This is a genomic window from Streptomyces sp. XY006 (genome assembly GCF_002237655.1).
Taxonomy (GTDB): domain Bacteria; phylum Actinomycetota; class Actinomycetes; order Streptomycetales; family Streptomycetaceae; genus Streptomyces; species Streptomyces levis.
The window spans coordinates 19,844-41,222 of sequence record NZ_NOKT01000004.1 but is presented as its reverse complement, the minus strand read 5'-3'; the positions used below and the strand labels follow the sequence as shown (position 1 = coordinate 41,222).

Genomic DNA, 21,379 nt, shown 5'->3' with positions numbered 1-21,379 from the left:
CCGTTCCTCTCCCTCTGAATCCCCGAGAAGGAGCACGGACCCATGAACCTGCTCGGCTTGCCGGACGACCCCCGTCCGTTCGCCCTGCTGCGCCGCCGTACCCCGGGCCACGACCACGAGCTGGTCGAGGTCCTGATCGGCCCGGTCGCCGCCCACGAGCGGCTGGCCGACCTGCCCGACGAGAGCCTCGCGCTGGTGCCCTTCCGGCAGATCCGCGAGCGCGGCTTCGACGTCCGCGACGACGGCACGCCCCTGCTGGCGCTCACGCCCGAGGAGTCGTACACCGTCCCGCTGGCCGAGGCCCTGGAACAGCTCCCGGCGCACGAGGTGCGCGTCGACGACGGGGGCTTCGACGTCCCCGACGAGGAGTACGCGCGGATCGTCGGGCGCGTGCTGGAGGAGGAGATCGGCGGGGGCGAGGGCGCGAACTTCGTGATCCGCCGGACGTACGAGGGCGAGATCCCCGGGTTCGGGCGGGCCGACGCCCTCGCGCTGTTCCGGCGGCTGCTGGAGGGCGAGCGGGGCGCGTACTGGACGTTCGTCGTGCACACCGGGGAGCGCACCCTGGTCGGGGCCAGTCCCGAGGTCCATGTGCGGATGTCCGGCGGCACGGTCGTGATGAACCCGATCAGCGGCACCTACCGCTACCCCGCCGGGGGGCCGACGCCGGAGCACCTGCTGGACTTCCTCGCCGACGGCAAGGAGATCGAGGAGCTGTCGATGGTCGTCGACGAGGAGCTCAAGATGATGTGCACCGTCGGCGACATGGGCGGGGTGGTCGTCGGGCCCCGGCTGAAGGAGATGGCCCACCTCGCGCACACCGAGTACGAGCTGCGCGGCAGGTCCTCGCTGGACGTGCGGGAGGTGCTGCGGGAGACCCTGTTCGCCGCGACGGTCACCGGCTCGCCGGTGCAGAACGCCTGCCGGGTCATCGAGCGGCACGAGACGGGCGGCCGGGGCTACTACGCCGGCGCGCTGGCCCTGGTCGGCCGGGACGCGGGCGGGGCGCAGACCCTCGACTCCCCCATCCTCATCCGCACCGCCGACATCTCCGCCGGCGGGCGGCTGCGGGTTCCGGTCGGCGCGACCCTGGTGCGCGGCTCGGACCCGGCGGGCGAGGTCGCGGAGACCCACGCCAAGGCGGCCGGTGTCCTGGCGGCCCTCGGCGTCCGGCCGCCGCGCCCGCGCGCGGAGCACGCGCGCGTACGGCTCGCCGACGATCCCCGCGTGCGGGCCGCCCTGGACGGGCGCCGGGCCTCGCTCGCCCCGTTCTGGCTGCGCATGCAGGAGCGGTCACCGGAACTCGCGGGGCACGCCCTGGTCGTCGATGGGGAGGACACCTTCACGGCGATGCTCGCGCACGTGCTGCGCTCCGGCGGCCTGGAGGTGAGCGTGCGGCGGTACGACGAGGAGGGGCTGCGGGAGGCGGTGCTCGGGCACGAGGGAACGGTGGTGCTGGGGCCCGGGCCGGGCGATCCGTCCGACCTGGCCGATCCGAAGATGCGGTTCCTGCGCTCCCTGACCGCCGAGGTGATCCGGGCGCGGCGGCAGGGGGTGCTGGGCGTCTGCCTCGGGCACGAGCTGATCGCCGCCGAGCTGGGGCTGGACATCGTGCGCAAGGAGGTGCCGTACCAGGGGGCGCAGACGGAGATCGACCTGTTCGGGCGGCGCGAGACCGTCGGGTTCTACAACAGCTACGTGGCCCGCTGCGACGACGAGGCGGCCGCCGCGCTGACGGCCCACGGGGTCGAGGTCTCCCGCGCCGCGAACGGTGAGGTGCACGCGCTGCGCGGGCCCGGGTTCGCCGGTGTGCAGTTCCACCCCGAGTCGGTGCTCACGCTGAACGGGGCGCGCGTGGTGCGGGACCTGGTGGGGCAGCTGCGGGGCACGGGCGCGCCCTCGGTCTGACCCGGTGCCGGCCGGGGCCGTGCGGTCCCGGCCGGCACAGCGGCCGGGTGGTCAGCCGAAGAAGACGCCGACCTCCTCGTACAGGGTGGGGTCCACCGTCTTCAGGCGGGCCGTGGCGTCCGCGAGGGGGACGCGGACGATGTCGGTGCCGCGCAGGGCGACCATGGTGCCGAAGGCGCCGTCGCGGACGCAGTCGATGGCGTGCAGGCCGAAGCGGGTGGCGAGCCAGCGGTCGAACGCGCTGGGGGTGCCGCCGCGCTGGACGTGTCCCAGGACGGTCGTACGGGCCTCCTTGCCCGTGCGCTTCTCGATCTCCTTGGCGAGCCACTCGCCGACGCCGGACAGCCTGACGTGCCCGAAGGAGTCCAGGGACTGGTCCTTGAGGACCATGTCGCCGTCCCGGGGCATCGCCCCCTCGGCGACGACGACGATCGGCGCGTACGACGCCCGGAACCGGGACGTCACCCAGTCGCACACCTGCTCGACGTCGAAGCGCTGCTCGGGGATGAGGATGACGTTGGCACCGCCGGCCAGGCCCGAGTGCAGCGCGATCCAGCCGGCGTGCCGGCCCATCACCTCGACGACCAGGACCCGCATATGGGACTCGGCGGTGGTGTGCAGCCGGTCGATGGCCTCGGTCGCGATGCCGACCGCGGTGTCGAAGCCGAAGGTGTAGTCGGTGGCGGACAGGTCGTTGTCGATGGTCTTCGGCACGCCCACGCAGGGCACGCCGTGTGCGTCGGACAGGCGGGCGGCCACGCCCAGGGTGTCCTCGCCGCCGATCACGATGAGCGCCCCGACCTCCAGCCGGGCGAGGTTCTCCCTGATCCGGCGGATGCCGTCCTCCTCCTTCAGCGGGTTGGTCCGGGAGGAGCCGAGGATCGTGCCGCCCCGGGGCAGGATGCCGCGCACCGCGGGGATGTCGAGCGGGACGGTGGCGTTCTCCAGGGGTCCTCGCCAGCCGTCCCGGAAGCCGGTGAAGTCGTAGCCGTACTCCTGCACGCCCTTGCGGACGACGGCCCGGATGACGGCGTTGAGGCCGGGGCAGTCGCCGCCTCCGGTCAGTACTCCGACGCGCATGGAACAGTCCCTTCGCCGCAGGTGCCTGACGAAGGGTCAGTGTGACGTGCCTCTCACTCGTCGTCGAGGCCGCGCTCGATCGCGTACCTGACCAGCTCCACGCGGTTGTGCAACTGGAGCTTGCCGAGGGTGTTCTGGACGTGGTTCTGCACCGTGCGGTGGGAGATGACCAGGCGCTCGGCGATCTGCTTGTAGCTCAGGCCCTTGGCGACCAGGCGCAGCACCTCGGTCTCGCGGTCGGTGAGCCGGGGCGCCTTCGGCTCGTCGGTGTCGGGGGCCGGGGCGGGCTCGGAGGCGAGGCGGCGGTACTCGCCGAGGACCAGTCCGGCGAGGCCGGGCGTGAACACGGGGTCGCCGACGGCCGTGCGGCGGACCGCGTCCTGCAGTTCCTCGGTGGAGGCCGACTTCAGCAGGTAGCCCGTGGCGCCGGACTTCACCGCCTCCAGCACGTCGGCGTGCTCGCCGCTCGCGGACAGCACCAGCACGCGCAGCGCCGGGTCCGCCGCCACGACCTCCTTGCAGACCTGGACGCCGGGCTTGCCTGGCAGGTTCAGGTCGAGCACCAGCACGTCCGGGGCGGCGGCCCTGGCGCGGCGCACGGCCTGCTCGCCGTCACCGGCGGTCGCGACCACCTCGAAGCCCGACTCGGCCAGGTCGCGGGCGACCGCGTCGCGCCACATGGGGTGGTCGTCGACCACCATGACCTTGACCGGGTCCCGGTCCCCACCGCTGTGCGTCATCGCCGCTCCGCCTTCCCCCGTGCGTCCGTCACGTCCTTCGGTACCTTCAGTTCGACCTCCGTGCCCTGGCCCGGCACCGAGATCAGTTCCGCGCTGCCGCCGAGGTCGCGCAGCCGGCCGCGGATCGACAGGGCGACGCCGAGCCGGCCCTCGCCCTCGGCCTGCGCCAGCCGCCCCTCCGGGATGCCGGGCCCGTCGTCCCGGACGGTGACGATCACCTCGTCCGGCTCGTCCTCGACCAGGATCCAGGCGCGCGCCCCCTCCCCGGCGTGCCTGCGGACGTTGTCCAGGGCGGCTCCGACCGCGGCGGCCACCTCCCGGGCGGCGGCGGGCGCCAGCGGCACGGGCGCGCCCGGCTCGGCCAGGCTGACGCCGGCTCGCGCGTACGGCGCCAGCAGGGCGCGCAGGTCGACGGGGCCGCCGGCCGGTTCCTCCGCGTCGGGGCCTTCCTCGACGGCGCGCACGAGGGCGCCCTCGGCGGCGTCCTCCGAGACCCGGGAGACGGGCACGAGACCGCCGGAGACCAGGGTGCGCAGGGCGACCTCCTGCTCGCCGGCCATCCGGCCCAGTTCGGCCGCCTCGCCGCCGATCACCGCCCCGCGCCGCTGCACCATGGCCAGCACCTGGAGGACGCTGTCGTGGATGTCCCGCGCCAGGCGCTCCCGCTCCCGCGTCGCGGCCTCGATCTCCAGGGCGCGGGCGAGGGTGCGCTCGGAGGCGCGGGCGACCTCGACGACGTAGCCGATGGCGATGGAGGCGATGCAGACCAGGATGACGTTGTGGACGGTGTCGCGGGCCGGGCTGCCGCGCTCGATCAGGTTGGCGACGGCCACGAGGCCGGAGGCGAGGGCCGCCCAGCGCCAGCCGCCCTTGATGGCGAAGGCCAGGACGGCCCCGGCCGTCCATATCGACGGCAGGGTCGGGCCGCCCGACTGGACCCGCTCGTGCGCGTCGGCGACGGGCGTGAGCAGGATGCCGGTGAGGGCGATGGTCAGGTCGGCGGCGAGGAACCCCTTGGTGCAGCGGGCGGCGTTCGCGACCCGGGGCAGCGTCGCCAGGGTCCACACGGCCAGTACGGCGAAGTAGGCGACGGCGAGCCAGGGGCGGGTGAACTCCTCGTAGGCGGTGGCGAAGAGGCCGACCGCGTACAGCATCGTCAGCACCCGGTAGCCGGTGAGCGCACGCCACAGCGGCTGCTCGACCGACATCCTCATCACGCGCTCGCGTCTGGCCATGTCCCCCACCCCCCGGCCTGCCCCCACTAGGGCTCGGTCCGCGGCTCCCCGGTCTGCCCGTCCTCGTCGGCCCCCGCCTGCCCGGCCCGTTCCTTCTCGGCCTTCTCCTTCTCGGCCTGTTCCTTCTCCGCCCGCGCGAGGGCGGCCCTGGCCGCCTTGTCGGCCTCCTTCTCCGCCTTCGCCGCCTCGGCGAGCTGCCGCTTCATGGCCGTCGCGTACATGTCGACGTACTCCTGGCCGGAGAGCTTCATGATCTCGTACATGACCTCGTCGGTCACCGCGCGCAGCACGAAGCGGTCGTGCTCCATGCCCTGGTAGCGGCTGAAGTCCAGCGGCTTGCCGATGCGGATGCCGGGCCGCATCAGCTTGGGCACGACCTTGCCGGGCGGCTGGATCTTCTCCGTGTCGATCATGGCGACCGGGATGACGGGCGCGCCGGTGGCGAGCGCCACGCGCGCGAGGCCGCCCGGCTTGCCCCGGTAGAGCCGGCCGTCGGGCGAGCGCGTGCCCTCCGGGTAGATCCCGAACAGCTCGCCGCGCTCCAGCACCTCTATGCCGCTCCTGATGGCCGCCTCACCCGCGCCGCGCGCACCGGAGCGGTCCACGGGCAGCTGCCCGACGCCCTTGAAGAAGGCGGCCGTCAGCCGGCCCTTCACGCCGGGCGTGGTGAAGTACTCGGCCTTCGCGATGAACGTGACCTTGCGGTCCAGGACCGCGGGCAGGAAGAACGAGTCGGAGAACGACAGGTGGTTGCTCGCCAGGATCGCGGCCCCCTCGGCGGGGACGTTCTCCAGGCCTTCCACCCAGGGCCTGAAGGCGACCTTGAGCGGTCCCCCAACAGCGACCTTCATCGCGCCGTACAACAACCGAGTGCCTCCTGTATGTGTAGGTCAGACCTTAACCCGGAGCGCCGTCAAAGGCGCCGACGGCCCTGGTCGGTGTCAGTGCGGTCGCGTACGGTGAAGGTCCCGCGAACGACGTGCGACCCCTTCCATGACGTTCCGTGACGATCCTTGATCGTGTCCGTCCCTTCTCACGACCTGGAGGCCGAAGGTGCCGGTCCTTGCCGGAGCCGAGCCGTTTCGCCACGAGGGCGGGGAGGTCGCCGTCCTCCTCTGCCACGGTTTCACCGGTTCACCGCAGTCGCTGCGCCCCTGGGCGGAGCACCTCGCCGAGCACGGCCTGACCGTCTCGCTGCCGCTGCTGCCCGGGCACGGCACCCGCTGGGAGGACCTGCGGATCACGGGCTGGCAGGACTGGTACGCGGAGGTGGACCGCGAGCTGCGCGCCCTGCGCGAGCGCCGCGCGAAGGTCTTCGTGGCCGGTCTGTCCATGGGCGGTGCCCTGGCCCTGCGCCTGGCCGCCCGGCACGGCGACGCCGTCAGCGGCGTGGTCGTCGTCAACCCGGCGAACAAGGTGCACGGCCTGGCCGCGCACGCCCTGCCGGTGGTCCGCCACCTCATCCCGGCGACGAAGGGCATCGCCAGCGACATCGCCAAGCCGGACAGCCGGGAGCTGGGCTACGACCGGGTGCCGCTGCACGCGGCGCACTCCCTGCGGCAGTTCTTCCGGATCGTCGACGGGGAGCTGCCCCAGGTCACCCAGCCGGTGCTGCTGTTGCGCAGCCCGCAGGACCACGTCGTGCCGCCCGCCGACTCGGCCCGGGTGCTCAGCCGCATCTCGTCCACGGACGTGACGGAGGTCATCCTGGAACAGAGCTACCACGTGGCCACGTTGGACCATGACGCGGACCGGATCCACGAGGAGAGCCTCGCGTTCATCGGCCGGCTCGCGCCCGGCCTCGTCAAGGAGCCCGGTCTCGGCAAGGAAGGGACGACCACAGGTGGCTGAGCACGACTCCGACCGCGAGGGCCGCGAGCCGGACGAGAAGGGCGTCCCGTTCGACGAGGAGGCCGCCTGGGCGGCGATCGTCGCCGGGTACGGCGAGGAGCCGCCGGACCCGCCGGGTGCCAAGCCGTTCAAGTCGGTCGAGGACCTCGCGCTGCTGGAGTCCCCGACCAACGACGACCGGGTCGCCCCGGGCGCCGAGGCCGGGACGGCCCCCGCCGAGGCCGGCAAGCCCGGGGAGCCGGACGGGCCGGAGCCCAAGCCGTCGGGCGACGGGGCGGACAAGCCGGCCGCGCCGCTGGGCGGTTCCGTCTCCTTCGCGCCCGGCGTCGGCCCGCGCGACTACACCGCGCCCGAGCCCGCCGAGGACGACTTCGACGCCGACGACGAGGGTCATTTCGTGCCGCCGGAGCCGCCGCCGCTGCCGAGCGCCGACCCGACGGCGAAGTTCGCCTGGCTCGGCGTGCTCGGCGGGCCGGTGCTGCTCCTGCTGGCCGTTCTGCTCGGCTGGGAGATGACCTGGTGGCTGACCACCCTGGGCATCGGCGGGTTCCTCGGCGGTTTCGCGACGCTGGTGCTGCGGATGCGGACGGACGACGAGGAGGACGACGACCCCGGGCGGGGAGCGGTCGTCTAGGACGCGGGCACGTGGAGGGCGGCCAGGACCGGGAGATGGTCCGTGGCCGCCCTCAGGTCTGTCCCGGTCACCCCGGGCAGGCCGGCCGGCACGCCGCAGCCCAGCACCCGGATGCCCTCGGTCGCGAAGATCGCGTCGATGCGCTGGTAGGGGTCGGCGGGGGTCCAGGTGTGCTCGCCGCCCCAGGGGGCCGCGGCCCGGCAGTCGGTCAGGGCGCCGGACAGGCGGCGGAAGGCGGGGCCCTCGGGGCGTTCGTTCAGGTCTCCGCCGGCGATCGCGTGCTCCACGCCCAGCCCGGCGAGCCGGTCCAGGAGCAGGCCGGCCTGGTCGTAGCGCTCGTCCTTCTGCAGGGACAGGTGACAGCTCAGGACGCCGAAGCGGGCGCCGGCGACGCGGACGACCGCGGTGGCGAAGCCGCGGCGGTGCAGGCCGGGGGTGTGGGGCAGGAGGACGTCCTCCGTGCGTTCGACGCTCACCCGGAGGGAGCTGAGGATCGCCGGGCCCGTGGTGGTGGCGCCGCCGGTGACGATCACCAGGCCGGAGTCGAGGGCCAGGCGGGCGAGTTTCTTGCGCCAGCGGAAGAAGCGGGGGGCTTCCTGGATGAGGACCAGGTCGGGCTCGCACGCCCTGATGACGCGGGCCAGGGCGGCGGTGTCGTCGCGCAGGGAGCGGATGTTGTAGCCGAGGACCCTGATGACTGCGGAACCGTCGGGTTCTGTACGCGAGTTGGGGAGCAGCGACATGTGATCAATTTACGCCCGAAAGGACGGGGCGCGGGGAGGGTGCGCGGGTGCCGGGTCGCATGTGGCTGATCGCGCAGTTCCCCGCGCCCCTCCGGGCGCTCGCCCTGACGCCGTCTACATGATCGGGTCGGGTTCCCTCGCCAGGTCGGCCGCGCCCACCAGGCCGGCCTTGTTGCCCAGTTCGGCGGCGCGGACCTCGGCCACCGGGCGCCAGTTGCCGCCCACCAGCCAGCGCTTGTAGGACTTGCGGATCGGGCCCAGGACCAGTTCGCCCTCGTCGGAGAGACCGCCGCCGACGATGAACGCGGAGGGGTCGAAGAGGGAGGCGAGGTCGGCGAGGCCCGCGCCGACCCAGCGGGCCAGCTCGCGGTAGGAGTCGACGGCCACGCGGTCGCCCTGCCGGGCGGCCATGGAGATGTGCTTGCCCTCGATGCCGTCGGGCGTGCCGTTGCCGAGGCCGAGCAGGATCTCGGCGTTCTCGGGGGTGGCGTTGGCGCGCTGCTTGGCGTACCTCACCAGCGCCCGGCCCGAGGCGTACTGCTCCCAGCAGCCCTGCGAGCCGCAGCCGCACAGCAGGCCGTCCGGCACCATCCGGATGTGGCCGAACTCGGCGGCCACGCCGAAGTGGCCGCGGCGCAGCTTGTTGCCGATGATGATGCCGCCGCCGAGGCCCGTGCCCAGCGTGATGCAGATGACGTTGCGGTGGCCCTTGCCCGCGCCGAACTTGTACTCGCCCCATGCGGCGGCGTTCGCGTCGTTCTCGACGACCACCGGGAGGCCCACGCGGGCCTCGACCTTCTCCTTGAGCGGCTCGTTGCGCCAGTGGATGTTGGGCGCGAAGTAGACCTCCGAGCGCTGCCGGTTGACGTAACCGGCGGCACCGATGCCCACGCCGACGATGTCGTGTCCGACACGTGCGCCGTCCACCGCCGAGGCGATGGCGTCCACGATGCCCTCGGGCGTACCCGGGGTCGGCACCTTGTGGGTCGAGAGGATGTTGCCTTCCTCATCGACCACGCCGGCCGCGATCTTCGTGCCGCCGATGTCGACGCCGATGGTGAGTCCCATGAATCCCTCAGTTTCGGTCGAGCCCCGCTACGGCCAACGGTACCCGAGGCCCTGCCGTCGGGTTCCGGTCGTCCGCTCGGTGGGCACCCGCCGGCGGCGGTGCGCCGGGGGCCGCTCGGCCGGGGACCGCGGGCTCAGTCCAGGTCGATGCGCTCGCCCGGGCCGGTGTCGTCGCCCGGGTCGCGGCGTTCGTCCAGGTCACGCGGGTCGCGCTGGTCGTCGCGGCCGGTCCAGCGGCGCTCCTGGGCCTGGACGGCGGAGCGGTAGGCGGCGAGCAGTTCGTTCCCGGCGGCCGCCAGGTGGTCGAAGACGTCCGGATTGCGCTCGATGACCGGTTCCACGGCTGCCTTGGCCTGGTCGACGACCTGCCGGACGACCTGCTGGGCGGCGGGTCCCGCGACCGCGCCGAACAGCGGGGACTGCATCCCGGCCAGCCGGTCCGCGACGGCGTCGACGAACTTCTTCAGTTCCTCGGCCGCGGAACCGGGGGGCGTGCCGTACTCGGTGCGGCGGCGGGCCTTCTCCGCTTCGAGGTCCTCGGCGCACGCGGTCGCCCAGGCGTCGGCGTCGGTCGCCCGCGTCTCGTCCACGGCTTCGTCGGGGGCGTCGCCGGACGGGGGGAGCTGTTCGCTCATGACGGACTCCTGCCTACGGTTCGTCCCTACGACGTTACCCGAACGGGCGTACCGGCCCGAGTCACCGGGCCCGCGGCCACAGCTTCGGGTCGGGTGCGAAGCGGATGCGCAGCTCGCCGTCGCGCAGGGCGGCCCCGTCGACGGTGCAGCGGCGCAGCGCCGAGGGCAGCGGGACGACCCGGCGGAACCGGCCCGCGGTGACGACGAGTTCGTCGCCGCGCCGCACGAGGTCGAGTTCGTCGCGTATGGCGCCGGGCAGCGGGAGGTGCCAGACGAGCACGCCGTCCTCGCCGAGCCGGTCGGTCACGGGCCAGTCGACGGCGGGGGCGTCCGTGTCGGGGCCGGGCACGGCCAGGGCGGTGAGGTCGTCGCCGCCGCGCGGGTCGCGGCCGAGGTGGGCGACGGTGCGGACGTCGTGGGTCTCGCGCCACTCGTCCAGGGTCTTGCGCTGCTGGGCGACCGGGCCGGCCAGCCAGGTGTCCGCCGAGGCCTCGGGCAGGACGCGGTTGGCGACCACGAGGTCGGTGCGCAGGCCGCGCAGGGCGAGGCCGAGGCCGGCGGTGCGCAGCGCGTCGGACCCGGCCGGGCCGGGCTCGGCGACCAGCCGTACGACCGTGTCGCGGTCGGCGACGACGGCCTCCACGGCGGCCAGCTCCACGTCCCAGCGGGCCGCCGTCTCGTACAGCCACTCCGCGGGCATGGGGACGCCGGCGAGCCGGCCGAGGACGGGGCGCAGGGCGCGGGCGGCCTGCCGCTCGGGCGGGAGCAGGCGGCGCAGGTAGCGGCGGAGTTCCTCGGGCAGGGCGAGCAGGGCGAGGGCCTGCGGGACCGGGGGCAGATCGACGACGAGCAGCTCGTGCCTCTCCGACAGCGCGGCGTCCCGCAGGGCGCGCAGCAGGGCGAGTTCCTCCGCGCCGGGCAGGGGGGTGAGTTCCTCCGGGTCGAGGCGGGAGGCGCCGAGGAGGTCCAGGGCGGAGGCGGCGCGGTCCTGGAGGGCGGTGAGGTCCCGGCGGAACTCCCGCGCGGGGTCCGGGCGCCAGGCCGTCAGGTGCGGGGCGGCCTCGACCGGGGTGGGGCCGGTCGGGAAACCGAGGGCGGCACCGAGGGTGTCCGTGCGGTCGGTGCCGAGCACGAGGGTGTCCGTGCCCCGCGCCGCGGCGGCCAGGGCGGTCGCGGCGGCGAGGGTGGTACGGCCGCTGCCGCCGGGGCCGGTGATCAGGAGGGTGCGCATGGGGGTGAACGGTACCGGCGTCGACCAGGTGCCCGGTGAGATGCCGCTGGACGGGGCCGTCGCGCAACCCGGCGGTACGGGGTGCCGCTGCGGCCCCAGCGGCACGACGACTGCCCGCGGTTCAGCCCACCCGGGGGCGGGGGGAACCGCACGGCCGGCCACGACGCGGCCGCACCCGGTGAAGCACAGGCACCGCGCGGACGCGGCCCCTACTTGCCCGACTCCACGCGCTTCTTCAGCCCCGCCAGCGCCCGGTCGATGATGACCTTCTCCGCCTTGCGCTTGATCATGCCGAGCATCGGGATCTTGACGTCGACGGTCAGCGCGTACGTGACCTCCGTACCGCCCGTCCCCGCCGGCTTGAGCAGGTACGTGCCGTCCAGGGAGCGCAGCATCTGGGACTTCACCAGCGTCCAGGAGACCTCGTTCGCACCGGTCCAGGTGTACGCGAGCACCTGGTCGTCCTTGATCGCACCGGCGTCCATGACCAGACGGACCTGCTCGGCCCGGCCCTGGGCGTCGGTCTTGAGGACCTCCGCCTCCTTCACCTCGCCGGTCCAGTCCGGGTAGCGCGCGAAGTCGGCGATGACCGCCATGACATCGGCCGGGGCCGCCTCGATGGTGATGCTCGAGCTGGTGTGTTCCGCCATCGCCGTGGCTCCTCCAGATGCGGGCCGGTAAGAGGGTCGTGCGCACGTGTGTGCAGCGTGAAGGCTACCGCGCACGGGACCCGCCGATCTCACCCGACCTGGGGCGTCCTCACCACTCCAGCGCCCACGGCGTCCCGGTCCCCGCGAAGTGCCCCACGTTCACGCACTCGGTTGCCCCGATCCGCATCCTGCGCACCAGCGGCTGGTGCACGTGCCCGAAGAGGGAGTAGCGGGGCCGGGTGCGGCGGATGGCGTCCAGCAGGGCCCGGCTGCCCCGCTCGAAGCGGCGCGCGACGGTGTCGTAGACGAGTTCGGGGACCTCGGGCGGGATGTGCGTGCACAGCACGTCGACCTCGCCGACCGCTTCGATCTTCGCGGCGTACTCCTCGTCGCTGATCTCGTACGGCGTCCGCATGGGAGTGCGCAGGCCGCCGCCCACGAAGCCGAAGACCCGGCCGCCGATCTCGACGCGCTGGCCGTCGAGGACGGTGGTGCCCGGGGCGGCGTACTCCTGCCACAGGGGCGGCATGTCGACGTTGCCGTAGGTGGCGTACGTCGGAGTGGGGAACGCGGCGAACAGCTCCGCGTACTGCTTGCGCACCGCGTTCTCGATCACCGCGGCCCGGTCCGCGCCGATGCCGGCCCACAGCCGGGCGCCGAACTCCCGGGCCTCCTCGAAGCGGCGCGCGGTGCGCAGCGCGACGATCCGGTCGGCGTTCTCGACCCCGAACAGGTCGGGGAAGATGCCGCGCGAGTGATCGGCGTAGTCGAGGAAGAGGACGAGATCGCCCAGGCAGATCAGGGCGTCGGCGCCCTCTCCGGCTCGGGCCAGGTCACGGGCGTTGCCGTGCACGTCGCTGACCACGTGCACGCGCGTCCTTCGGTCTCCGGCGGGTGTGGGTGCCATGACGATCAAGCGTAAGCGTGTGCGGCATACGTGAACAATGGCGGTCCTACCTGCGGTTACTGGCCACTGATTCAGCCGGTGGACTACTGTGCGCGAAGGAATACCCAACTGTGTGACGCAGCGAACATCTCGACGGGACCCCCTGTCGGAGAGCCATACCGGCGGGTAACGTCCGGGCAGTCCAGTCGTGCTCTGCATTTCAACAAGTGAATGCCCGAGCACCTGCCCGAGCCTTGGACCGCACCGTCGCAGCACACACCGTCGTGGCGCCGGCGCCCTATGAGGAGCAGCAGTCTTGCGCGAGTTCAGCCTTCCGGCTTTGTACGAGGTCCCCGCGGACGGGAACCTGACCGACATCGTCCGCAGAAACGCCGCGCAGCACCCGGACGTCGCCGTGATCGCCCGCAAGGTCGGGGGCTCCTGGCAGGACGTCTCGGCCACCGCCTTCCTCACCGAGGTGCACACGGCGGCGAAGGGCCTGATCGCCGCCGGCGTCCAACCCGGCGACCGGGTGGGTCTGATGTCCCGCACCCGCTACGAGTGGACGCTGCTCGACTTCGCGATCTGGAGCGCCGGCGCGGTGACGGTGCCGGTGTACGAGACCAGTTCGCCGGAGCAGGTGCGGTGGATCCTGGGCGACTCGGGGGCGACCGCCTGTGTCGTGGAGACCGGCGCCCACGCGGCCGCCGTCGAGTCGGTGCGCGACGGGCTGCCCGCGCTCAAGCACGTCTGGCAGATCGAGGGCGGCGGCCTGGACGAGCTGGCCCGCCTCGGCCAGGACGTCACGGACGAGACGGTCGAGGAGCGCGGCTCCGTCGCGAAGGCCGACGACCCGGCGACCATCGTCTACACCTCCGGCACCACCGGCCGTCCCAAAGGCTGTGTGCTGACCCACCGCAGCTTCTTCGCGGAGTGCGGCAACATCGTGGAGCGGCTGCGTCCGCTGTTCCGCACGGGCGAGTGCTCGGTGCTGCTCTTCCTGCCGCTCGCGCACGTCTTCGGACGGCTGGTGCAGATCGCGCCGATGATGGCGCCGATCAAGCTCGGCTGCGTCCCGGACATCAAGAACCTCACCGACGAGCTGGCCTCGTTCCGCCCCACGCTGATCCTCGGCGTGCCGCGCGTCTTCGAGAAGGTCTACAACTCGGCGCGCGCCAAGGCGCAGGCCGACGGCAAGGGCAAGATCTTCGACAAGGCCGCCGACACCGCGATCGCCTACAGCAAGGCGCTGGACACCCCCTCGGGCCCTTCCCTGGGCCTGCGGATCAAACACAAGGCGTTCGACAAGCTCGTGTACGGCAAGCTCCGCGCGGTCCTGGGCGGCCGGGGCGAGTACGCCATCTCCGGTGGCGCTCCGCTCGGCGAGCGGCTGGGGCACTTCTTCCGCGGCATCGGCTTCACGGTCCTGGAGGGCTACGGCCTGACCGAGTCCTGTGCCGCCACCGCGTTCAACCCCTGGGACCGGCAGAAGATCGGCACGGTCGGCCAGCCGCTGCCCGGCTCGGTGGTGCGGATCGCCGACGACGGCGAGGTGCTGCTGCACGGCGAGCACCTGTTCAAGGAGTACTGGAACAACCCGGGCGCGACCGCGGAGGCGCTGGCCGACGGCTGGTTCCACACCGGCGACATCGGCACCCTCGACGAGGACGGCTACCTCAGGATCACGGGCCGCAAGAAGGAGATCATCGTCACCGCGGGCGGCAAGAACGTCGCCCCGGCCGTGATCGAGGACCGCATCCGGGCGCACGCGCTGGTCGCCGAGTGCATGGTGGTCGGCGACGGACGGCCGTTCGTGGGCGCGCTGGTCACCATCGACGAGGAGTTCCTGGTCCGTTGGTGCGCGGACCACGGCAAGCCGGCGGGTTCCACCGCGGCGTCGCTGTGCGAGGACCCGGATCTGCTGGCCGCGGTCCAGGCGGCGGTCGACGACGGCAACGCCGCGGTGTCGAAGGCGGAATCGGTGCGGAAGTTCCGCATTCTGTCCTCCCAGTTCACGGAGGAGTCGGGCCACCTGACGCCCTCGCTGAAGCTGAAGCGGAACGTGGTGGCGAAGGACTACGCGCACGAGATCGAGGCGATCTACGCGAAGTGACCTCCCGGTCGCCCTAGGGCGCGGTGTCCTCGGTGAGGACCCGCGCCATCGTGCGTTCGGCGAGGGCCGTGATGGTCACGAAGGGGTTGACCCCGAGCGACCCGGGCACGAGCGAGCCGTCCGTGACGTACAGCCTGTCGTATCCCTTCACCCGGCCGTAGTCGTCGGTCGCCTTCCCCAGCACGCAGCCGCCCAGCGGGTGGTAGGTGAAGTCGTCGGCGAAGACCCTGCTGCCGGAGCCGAACAGGTCGTACCGGTAGATCGTCGCGTTGGCCGCGTTGATGCGGTCGAACAGCTTCTTGGCCATGGCGGCGGAGACCGCGCTGTGCGCAGCGGTCCAGCCGAGGCGCAGCGCGCCCGAGGCGGTGTCGTAGGAGAACGACGCCCGCTCGCGGTTGCGGGTGATCGCCAGGTAGAGGCTCACCCAGTGCTCCAGGCCGGTCGGCAGCGGGGCGATCTCCGCGAACACCGGGTTGGCCGCGTTGTCCCAGTCGTCGATGCCCATGACCGGCATGGTCGACTGGTCGGCACCGACCGTGTCCCACAGGTGGTTGGCCCGGCCGAGCATCACGTTGCCGTTGGGGCCCCAGCCGGCGCCGACATTCGCGGGCAGGTCGGGCAGGGCGCCCGTCTCCCGGGCGCGCAGCAGCAGTTCGGTGGTGCCGAGGCTGCCGCCGCCGAGGAAGAGGTACGTGCAGCCGTACTGCCTGGTCTCGACGACCCGGCCGGTGTCGTCGATCCGGTCGGCGGTCAGGATCCAGGTGCCGTCCGGTGCTCTGCCGACCGCGCGGACCTTCTCCAGGGTGTGCAGGGTGACGTGGCCGGTGCCCAGGGCGGCGGCGAGGTAGGTCTTGTCGAGGCTGCGCTTGCCGTGGTTGTTGCCGTAGATGACCTCGCCCGCGAGCGCCGACCTGGGGGCGGTGCCGGCCGCCTCGCGCTGCATGTGGCCGAAGTCGTAGACGCTCGGCACGAAGGTGGTGCGCAGGCCCGCCCGCTCGGCGTGCTTGCGGGAGACGCGGGTGAAGCGGTACCAGTCCGTGGACTCGAACCAGGCGGGGTCGACGGTGTTGACGCCGAGGGCGGCGCGGGCGCGCGGGAAGTACGTGCCGTACATCTCGCCGGCGTCGACGGTGGGGAACTGCTCGGTGAAGTACGCGCGGGGCGGGGTGACCGCCATGCTCCCGTTGACCAGGGAGCCGCCGCCGACGCCGCGGCCGACGTAGACCGCCATGTGGTCGAAGCGGACACGGTCCAGGACGCCCGGGTAGCGGCCGATGTCGCGGTTGACGACGTCCAGCCAGAGGAAGGTGCCGAGCGGGGCCTCGGTGCGGGTGCGGAACCACATGGAGCGCTGGTCCGGGGTGCGGGTGGAGCAGAAGACCTTGCCGTCGGGGCCCGGGGTGTTCCACAGGCGGCCCATCTCCAGCACGAGCGTGCGGATGCCGGCCCGGGCGAGGCGGAGGGCGGCGACCGCGCCGCCGTAGCCGGAGCCGACGACGATGGCGGGGGCGGTGTCGACGGCGTCGGGCTGGGCGGCTCGGGCGCTGTCGAGGCCGATGCGGGTGAAGCCGAGGGCGGCGGCCGTCTGGAGGGCTGCCATGCCGAGGATGTGACGTCTTGTCAGGTGACGGTTCGTCAGGTTTGCTGTCATGGGCGCAGCATCGGCGGTATTCGGGGTTCCGCCTAGTGGGGTGGTGCCGCGTGTTCGTGGTGGGCGGGTGCGGGTGCGTCGGTGGTTGATCGCGCAGTTCCCCGCGCCCCTGAGGCCGGATCCCCTACAGCAAGTCCTTGAGGCGCTGAGCGAGGAGGTCCCAGCGCCACTTCTCCTCCACCCACGCGCGACCCCACTCCCCCATCCTGCGGCGCAGTCCGGCGTCGCCGAGGAGGGTGGTGATGCGGTCGGCCGCCTCCTCCGGGGAGCCGCCGCGCACCACCCAGCCGGTCTCGCCGTCCAGGACCGCGTCCGGGGCGCCGCCCGAGTCGCCGGCGACGACCGGCAGGCCGGTCGCGGAGGCCTCCAGGTAGACGATGCCGAGGCCCTCGACGTCCAGGCCGCCGCGGCGCGTGCGGCACGGCATGGCGAAGACGTCGCCGGCGCCGTAGTGGGCGGGGAGCTCGGACCAGGGGACCGAGCCGGTGAAGCGGACCGAGGGGGCGACGCCGGTCTCGTGCGCGAGGCGCCGCAGGTCCTTCTCGTACGGGCCGCCGCCGACGATGAGCAGCACCGTGTCCGGCTCGGCCGCGAGGATCCTCGGCATGGCCCTGATCAGGGTGTCCTGGCCCTTGCGCCGGACGAGGCGGGAGACGCAGACCACGACCGGACGGTCCGTGAGCCCGAGGCGGGCCCGGATCTCCTCGCCGCCCGAGCCGGGGTGGAAGGTCTTCTCGTCGACGCCCGGCGGCAACTGCACCATGCGCGCGGCCGCCTCGGGCGTGAGGGCGCCGGCGATCCGCGAGCGCGTGTACTCGCCGAGGTAGGTGATCGTGTCCGTGGTGTCGCCGATGCGGCGCAGCAGCTGCCGGGCGGCCGGCAACTGCGCCCAGCCCGCCTCGTGGCCGTGCGTGGTGGCCACCAGCCGCTCGGCGCCCGCGGCCCGCAGGGCCGGTGCCATCAGGCCGAGCGGCGCCGCCGCCCCGAACCACACCGAGGTGCAGCCGTGCTCGCGGAGCAGCCCGACGGCCCGCCGGGTGGCGCCCGGCGTGGGCAGCAGCATGGTCGTACGGTCGCGCACGACGGTGAAGGGCTGCTCGGCGTCGAAGGCTCGGGTCGCCTCGATCCCCTCCCGGCTGCGCTTCCAGGTCGACGCGTAGACGACCAGGTCCCGCGGGTCCAGCCGCAGCGCCATGTTGTGCAGGAACGCCTGGATGCCGCCCGGCCGGGGCGGGAAGTCGTTCGTCACGATCAAGGTCTTGCGCACGCCGCCGACCCTATCGAACGGCCCCTCGCGGCCCTGCCCGGCGGCCCGTATGGCACGCTCACAGCTGACGGGCCCATCATGGCCCTCTCGACACGGCGCGCGAACGGGCAGGGATCACGTGATGACGACGGGCACGAGGCGGTCCCTGGCATGGCTGCCGGTGGTCTGGTGTCTCACGAGGCTGACGCTGCTGCTGTTCGTGCTGAAGGTGTACGTCTTCCCCGGCCCGGACGTCACCAGCGACGTGCAGGTGATCTACCAGGGCTGGTACGGCGTGCTGCGCAGCGGAACGTTCCCTCTGGAGGACGTCACCTGGCAGTACCCGCCGGCCGCGGCGCTGGCGATCCTCTCCCCCGGCCTGCTGCCCTTCCTGGACTACGCGACGGCGTTCTTCGTGCTGGTGTGCGTCACCGACCTGGTGGTGCTGGCCCTCCTGGCGTACGCGGGACGCCGCCCGGGCCGGTCGCTGCGCGGCGCCTGGGTGTGGGTGATCGGCGTACCGCTGCTGGGGCCGACGGTGTACGCCCGCTACGACGTGATGGTCACGGCGGTGGCGGTGGCGGCGCTGCTCGCGGGCGCCCGGCACCCCAGGGCGATGGGGGCCCTGGCGGCGTTCGGCGCGCTGCTGAAGGTGTGGCCCGCGATGCTGCTGCTGGCCGCCCGGTGCCGCAGCGCCTGGCTGTCGGCCCTGGTGACCGGCGTGGCGGTGACGGGTTTCTTCGCCCTGGCCATGCCGGGCGCGTTCGCCTTCCTGACCTTCCAGCGCGACCGGGGCACCGAGGTGGAGTCGCTGGGCGCGCTGGTCTTCCACGTGGCCCGGCAGTTCGGCTGGGAGGGCGAGGTCAGGCTGAACTACGGCTCGATCGAGTTCCTCGGGCCGTACGTGAAGGAGGTCAGCACGGGCGCGCTGTTCCTGACGGGGGCGGCGTTCGGCTGGCTGGTGCTGTGGCGGCTGCTGGCCCGGCGCTTCGAGGAGCACACGCTCGCCGACGCGGCGTTCGTGGCGGTGCTCATGTTCACCACGACCAGCCGTGTGATCAGCCCCCAGTACATGGTCTGGCTCGTCGGGCTCGCGGCGGTGTGCCTGTACTTCCCGGGCAGCCGGATGCGGGTGCCGGTCGCCCTGGTGCTGGTGGCGTGCTTCGTGACGGTGCTGGAGTTCCCGCTGTACTTCGCCAGTGTGGTGGCCAGCGACGGCCTCGGCGTGACCCTGCTGTTCCTGCGCAACGGCCTGCTGGTGGCCGCCGCGCTGATCGCGGCCCGGGCGCTGTGGCGGGCGACGGTCCCGCACACGCTCCCCGCTCCCCGACCCGCCCGCCCCACCGTCCCCGGCGAGACGCCCGTCTCCTCCTGAGCCGGGGCCGGCCGGGGAACCTCACGCCCTGGCCGGCCCGCCCCCGGAGACGGCGCCCTCAGCCCAGCTGCGTGCGCAGATAGCCCCGCCACTGCTCGGTGAAGGCCTCCGGTGTGGTCCCGAGGACCTCGCGCATCGCGGCCTCCACCGCCCCGGCGCGCTTGTCGTGCTCCCCCACGGCCCGGTAGAACGCGCGCAGCCGTGACTCGCCCCAGCGGTCGGCGATCAGCCGGCACGCCGTCCAGCCGCTCTCGTAGGCCCGGGCCAGCCGGCCCGCGTCGCCGGTGAAGCCGAAGTCCTCGTCGTCCGGGAGCGCCGCCGGGAGCCGGCCCTGGTCCACGGCGCGGGCCAGTTCGGGAGCGGCCTCGGCGGGCGTGCGGCCGACGGAGCGGTAGCCGACCCAGTCGGCGAAGCCCTCGGACAGCCACAGCGGCGTGGCGGCGGTGGTCCGGGCCCGGGTGGCGACATGGGTGGTCTCATGAGTGACCACGACCTGCTCCCCGAGGCTGCCGAGGAGGGCGAACGCGTCCGGGTTGACGATGATCCGGTCCGCCGGCGCCCGGGCCGGGGCCCCGGTCTCGCCGGTCGTGACGGCCGCGATGCCGCGGTACGAGGAGGCGGGCGAACCGAGCAGTCCCGCCATTCCCTCCAGCGACTTCGGGACGAACACGACGACGCGCCCGCTCCACCGCGCGCCCCACGCGTCCGACACGGCCGGCACCGCCCGGTCCGCGAGTTCGGCGAAGCCGCGCAGGGACCGGTCGGACTGCCCGACGCCGAGGACGAGGCTGTGCGTGCCCCGCATGATCCGCACCGTGCCCTGGTCCCACAGCTGCTGTGCGGACTTCTTCGCGGGCCGGTCCTCGACGACGGACCACCGGCCGCCGGCGTCCCGGCTCAGCCGCAGGGTGCGCCCGGCGGTGACCGGCGCCCGGTCGTACCCCGCCACGCTGTAGCGCAGTTCGGCGTCGGCGGTGGCCGTGTCGCCGCTGCGGCGCAGCGCGGTCACGCGGTAGGACCAGCCGGCCACCGGCACGGCCCGCAGCCGGCCGAAGTCGGCCCCGGCGCCGGTCCGTTCGAAGGCCCGCGCGTCCCGGTCGACGACCGCGGCGGCCCGCCGGTCCAGCAGCCGCTGGACGTCCGCCGTGGCGTGGTCGGTCGCGGACGGCCCGCCGCACCCCACGAGGGCGACGAGCAGCAGCACCAGCGCCACCACCCCGGAGCCACACCGTCGACCAGCCACGTTCCCGAGAATACGGGCGTCGGGCCGCGTCGGTCAGACCCTGGTGACCGACGACACGGGCATCATCCCGACCGGGTCGTAGCGCACGGGCGCGCCGGGGTAGGGGGCGTGGATGACCTGCCCGTTGCCCATGTACATCCCGACATGGCTGGCGTCGGACCGGTAGACGACCAGGTCGCCCGGGCGGGCCTCGGACAGCGGGACCTGCCGGCCGGCGAACCGCTGGGCCTGCGAGGTGCGCGGCAGGGCCACCCCGGCCTGGGCGTACGACCACTGCATGAGGCCGGAACAGTCGAAGCCGGTGGGCCCGTTGGCGCCCCACACGTAGGGCTTGCCGAGGGCGCTGCGGGCGGCGGCGACGGCGGCGGCCCCGCGTCCCGAGGCGGCGGTGGCGCCGCCGAGGTCGGGCAGGTCGCCGCGGCCGGAGCGGGAGGCCCGGTCGTAGGCGGCGCGTTCGCCGTCGGGCAGGGAGTCGAGCAGCCGCCGCGCCGAGGCGAGCTTGCGCTCGACGGTCTTCTTGTGGGCGGCGACGGCCTTGCGGCTCCGCTCCAGTTCGCGGAGCTTGTCCCCGGTCTCCTCGCGGTCCTGGGCGAGTTCGCGCATGGCGTCCTGGAGATCCTTGAGTTCGCCGGCCTGGTGGGCGGTGATGCGGTCGAGCCGGGACGCCTTGTCGAGGTAGTCGTCCGGGTCGTCGGAGAAGAGCAGGGCCGCGGCCGGGTCGATGCCGCCCGAGCGGTACTGGGCGCCGGCGAGTGAACCGAGCGACTCACGCAGGGAGTTGATGCGCTGCTGCTGCCGGGCGATCCGGTCCCGGGCGGTGCCGACCTCCTCGCGCAGGGCGTCGGCGCGCTCGTCGGCCGCGTTGTAGGCCTCGGTCGCCTTCTCGGCCTGCTCGTAGAGCCGGTCCACCTCGGCCCGGGTGTCGTCGTACGGTGCGGCCGCGGCCGGTACCGCGCCCAGGGCGGCGGCCGCGACGGACAGCAGGCCGGCCGCGACGGTGGCGCCCCGGTCGGACCCGGACGGTGCAAGGCGGCGATGGGACCCCACGGGAAGCCGCTCTCCTTCCGCTGACGGACTTGGAACGCGGCAG

The 21,379-nt window shown here is 73.4% G+C and carries 19 protein-coding genes; 5 read left to right on the top strand and 14 right to left on the bottom strand.

Annotated elements, in window-relative coordinates:
- Positions 1-42 precede the first annotated feature (42 nt).
- Positions 43-1,908 carry an anthranilate synthase family protein gene (locus CHR28_RS06310; protein WP_094052477.1) on the top strand — a complete coding sequence of 622 codons (1,866 nt, stop codon included), beginning with the start codon at positions 43-45 and terminating at the stop codon, positions 1,906-1,908.
- A 51-nt stretch (positions 1,909-1,959) separates the two neighbouring features.
- Here the strand turns inward: CHR28_RS06310 and CHR28_RS06305 are convergent, their stop codons facing one another.
- The 4 genes from CHR28_RS06305 to CHR28_RS06290 are packed head-to-tail and all read right to left on the bottom strand — an operon-like array spanning position 1,960 to position 5,814.
- Positions 1,960-2,988, bottom strand: a complete 1,029-nt coding sequence (locus CHR28_RS06305) for a 6-phosphofructokinase (RefSeq protein WP_094052476.1) — start codon at positions 2,986-2,988, stop codon at positions 1,960-1,962.
- Between the two features lie 53 nt (positions 2,989-3,041).
- Positions 3,042-3,728, bottom strand: a complete 687-nt coding sequence (locus tag CHR28_RS06300) for a response regulator (RefSeq protein WP_094052475.1) — start codon at positions 3,726-3,728, stop codon at positions 3,042-3,044.
- Positions 3,725-4,963: a MacS family sensor histidine kinase gene (gene macS, locus CHR28_RS06295; RefSeq protein ID WP_094052474.1), complete on the bottom strand. Its 1,239-nt coding sequence runs from the start codon at positions 4,961-4,963 to the stop codon at positions 3,725-3,727. The genes CHR28_RS06300 and macS overlap by 4 nt, the downstream gene beginning before the upstream one ends.
- 26 nt (positions 4,964-4,989) lie before the next feature.
- Complete coding sequence (locus CHR28_RS06290; RefSeq protein ID WP_094052473.1) at positions 4,990-5,814, bottom strand: lysophospholipid acyltransferase family protein; 825 nt, start codon at positions 5,812-5,814, stop codon at positions 4,990-4,992.
- Between the two features lie 202 nt (positions 5,815-6,016).
- Here CHR28_RS06290 and CHR28_RS06285 point away from each other — a divergent pair, with 202 nt between their 5' ends.
- Both CHR28_RS06285 and CHR28_RS06280 read left to right on the top strand, forming a co-directional pair.
- Positions 6,017-6,814: an alpha/beta hydrolase gene (locus CHR28_RS06285; RefSeq protein WP_094052472.1), complete on the top strand. Its 798-nt coding sequence runs from the start codon at positions 6,017-6,019 to the stop codon at positions 6,812-6,814.
- Positions 6,807-7,448: a hypothetical protein gene (locus CHR28_RS06280; RefSeq protein ID WP_094052471.1), complete on the top strand. Its 642-nt coding sequence runs from the start codon at positions 6,807-6,809 to the stop codon at positions 7,446-7,448. The genes CHR28_RS06285 and CHR28_RS06280 overlap by 8 nt, the downstream gene beginning before the upstream one ends.
- Here CHR28_RS06280 and CHR28_RS06275 read toward each other — a convergent pair.
- From CHR28_RS06275 to CHR28_RS06250, 6 genes are all read right to left on the bottom strand, one after another.
- Positions 7,445-8,191, bottom strand: a complete 747-nt coding sequence (locus tag CHR28_RS06275) for an endonuclease/exonuclease/phosphatase family protein (RefSeq protein WP_094052470.1) — start codon at positions 8,189-8,191, stop codon at positions 7,445-7,447. The genes CHR28_RS06280 and CHR28_RS06275 overlap by 4 nt on opposite strands.
- Before the next feature lie 114 nt (positions 8,192-8,305).
- The gene (locus tag CHR28_RS06270; RefSeq protein WP_094052469.1) at positions 8,306-9,259 is read right to left on the bottom strand and encodes an ROK family glucokinase; all 954 of its coding nucleotides are present in this window, start codon (positions 9,257-9,259) and stop codon (positions 8,306-8,308) included.
- Positions 9,260-9,393: 134 nt separating this feature from the next.
- Positions 9,394-9,894 carry a DUF5304 domain-containing protein gene (locus tag CHR28_RS06265; RefSeq protein WP_094052468.1) on the bottom strand — a complete coding sequence of 167 codons (501 nt, stop codon included), beginning with the start codon at positions 9,892-9,894 and terminating at the stop codon, positions 9,394-9,396.
- Between the two features lie 61 nt (positions 9,895-9,955).
- Positions 9,956-11,125 (bottom strand): ArsA family ATPase, encoded by a 1,170-nt coding sequence (locus CHR28_RS06260; RefSeq protein ID WP_094052467.1) that lies wholly within the window; start codon positions 11,123-11,125, stop codon positions 9,956-9,958.
- Between the two features lie 209 nt (positions 11,126-11,334).
- A complete protein-coding gene (locus CHR28_RS06255) occupies positions 11,335-11,775 on the bottom strand; it encodes an SRPBCC family protein (RefSeq protein WP_094052466.1) in 441 nt (146 codons plus the stop codon).
- Between the two features lie 109 nt (positions 11,776-11,884).
- Positions 11,885-12,682: a metallophosphoesterase family protein gene (locus CHR28_RS06250; RefSeq protein ID WP_094052715.1), complete on the bottom strand. Its 798-nt coding sequence runs from the start codon at positions 12,680-12,682 to the stop codon at positions 11,885-11,887.
- Positions 12,683-12,977: 295 nt separating this feature from the next.
- Here CHR28_RS06250 and CHR28_RS06245 point away from each other — a divergent pair, with 295 nt between their 5' ends.
- Positions 12,978-14,774: an AMP-dependent synthetase/ligase gene (locus CHR28_RS06245; protein WP_094052465.1), complete on the top strand. Its 1,797-nt coding sequence runs from the start codon at positions 12,978-12,980 to the stop codon at positions 14,772-14,774.
- 13 nt (positions 14,775-14,787) lie between these two features.
- Here the strand turns inward: CHR28_RS06245 and CHR28_RS06240 are convergent, their stop codons facing one another.
- Positions 14,788-16,374 (bottom strand): GMC oxidoreductase, encoded by a 1,587-nt coding sequence (locus CHR28_RS06240; RefSeq protein WP_094052464.1) that lies wholly within the window; start codon positions 16,372-16,374, stop codon positions 14,788-14,790.
- 175 nt (positions 16,375-16,549) lie between these two features.
- Positions 16,550-17,692, bottom strand: a complete 1,143-nt coding sequence (locus CHR28_RS06235; RefSeq protein WP_094052463.1) for a glycosyltransferase family 4 protein — start codon at positions 17,690-17,692, stop codon at positions 16,550-16,552.
- 118 nt (positions 17,693-17,810) lie between these two features.
- On the opposite strand from CHR28_RS06235, the gene CHR28_RS06230 reads away from it, so the two are divergent.
- On the top strand, positions 17,811-19,046 hold the full coding sequence (locus tag CHR28_RS06230) for a glycosyltransferase family 87 protein (RefSeq protein ID WP_094052462.1): 1,236 nt from the start codon (positions 17,811-17,813) through the stop codon (positions 19,044-19,046).
- 58 nt (positions 19,047-19,104) lie between these two features.
- Here CHR28_RS06230 and CHR28_RS06225 read toward each other — a convergent pair whose 3' ends face one another.
- Positions 19,105-20,289, bottom strand: a complete 1,185-nt coding sequence (locus tag CHR28_RS06225; protein WP_094052461.1) for a hypothetical protein — start codon at positions 20,287-20,289, stop codon at positions 19,105-19,107.
- Positions 20,290-20,322: 33 nt separating this feature from the next.
- The gene (locus tag CHR28_RS06220; protein WP_094052460.1) at positions 20,323-21,336 is read right to left on the bottom strand and encodes a C40 family peptidase; all 1,014 of its coding nucleotides are present in this window, start codon (positions 21,334-21,336) and stop codon (positions 20,323-20,325) included.
- Positions 21,337-21,379 lie beyond the last annotated feature (43 nt).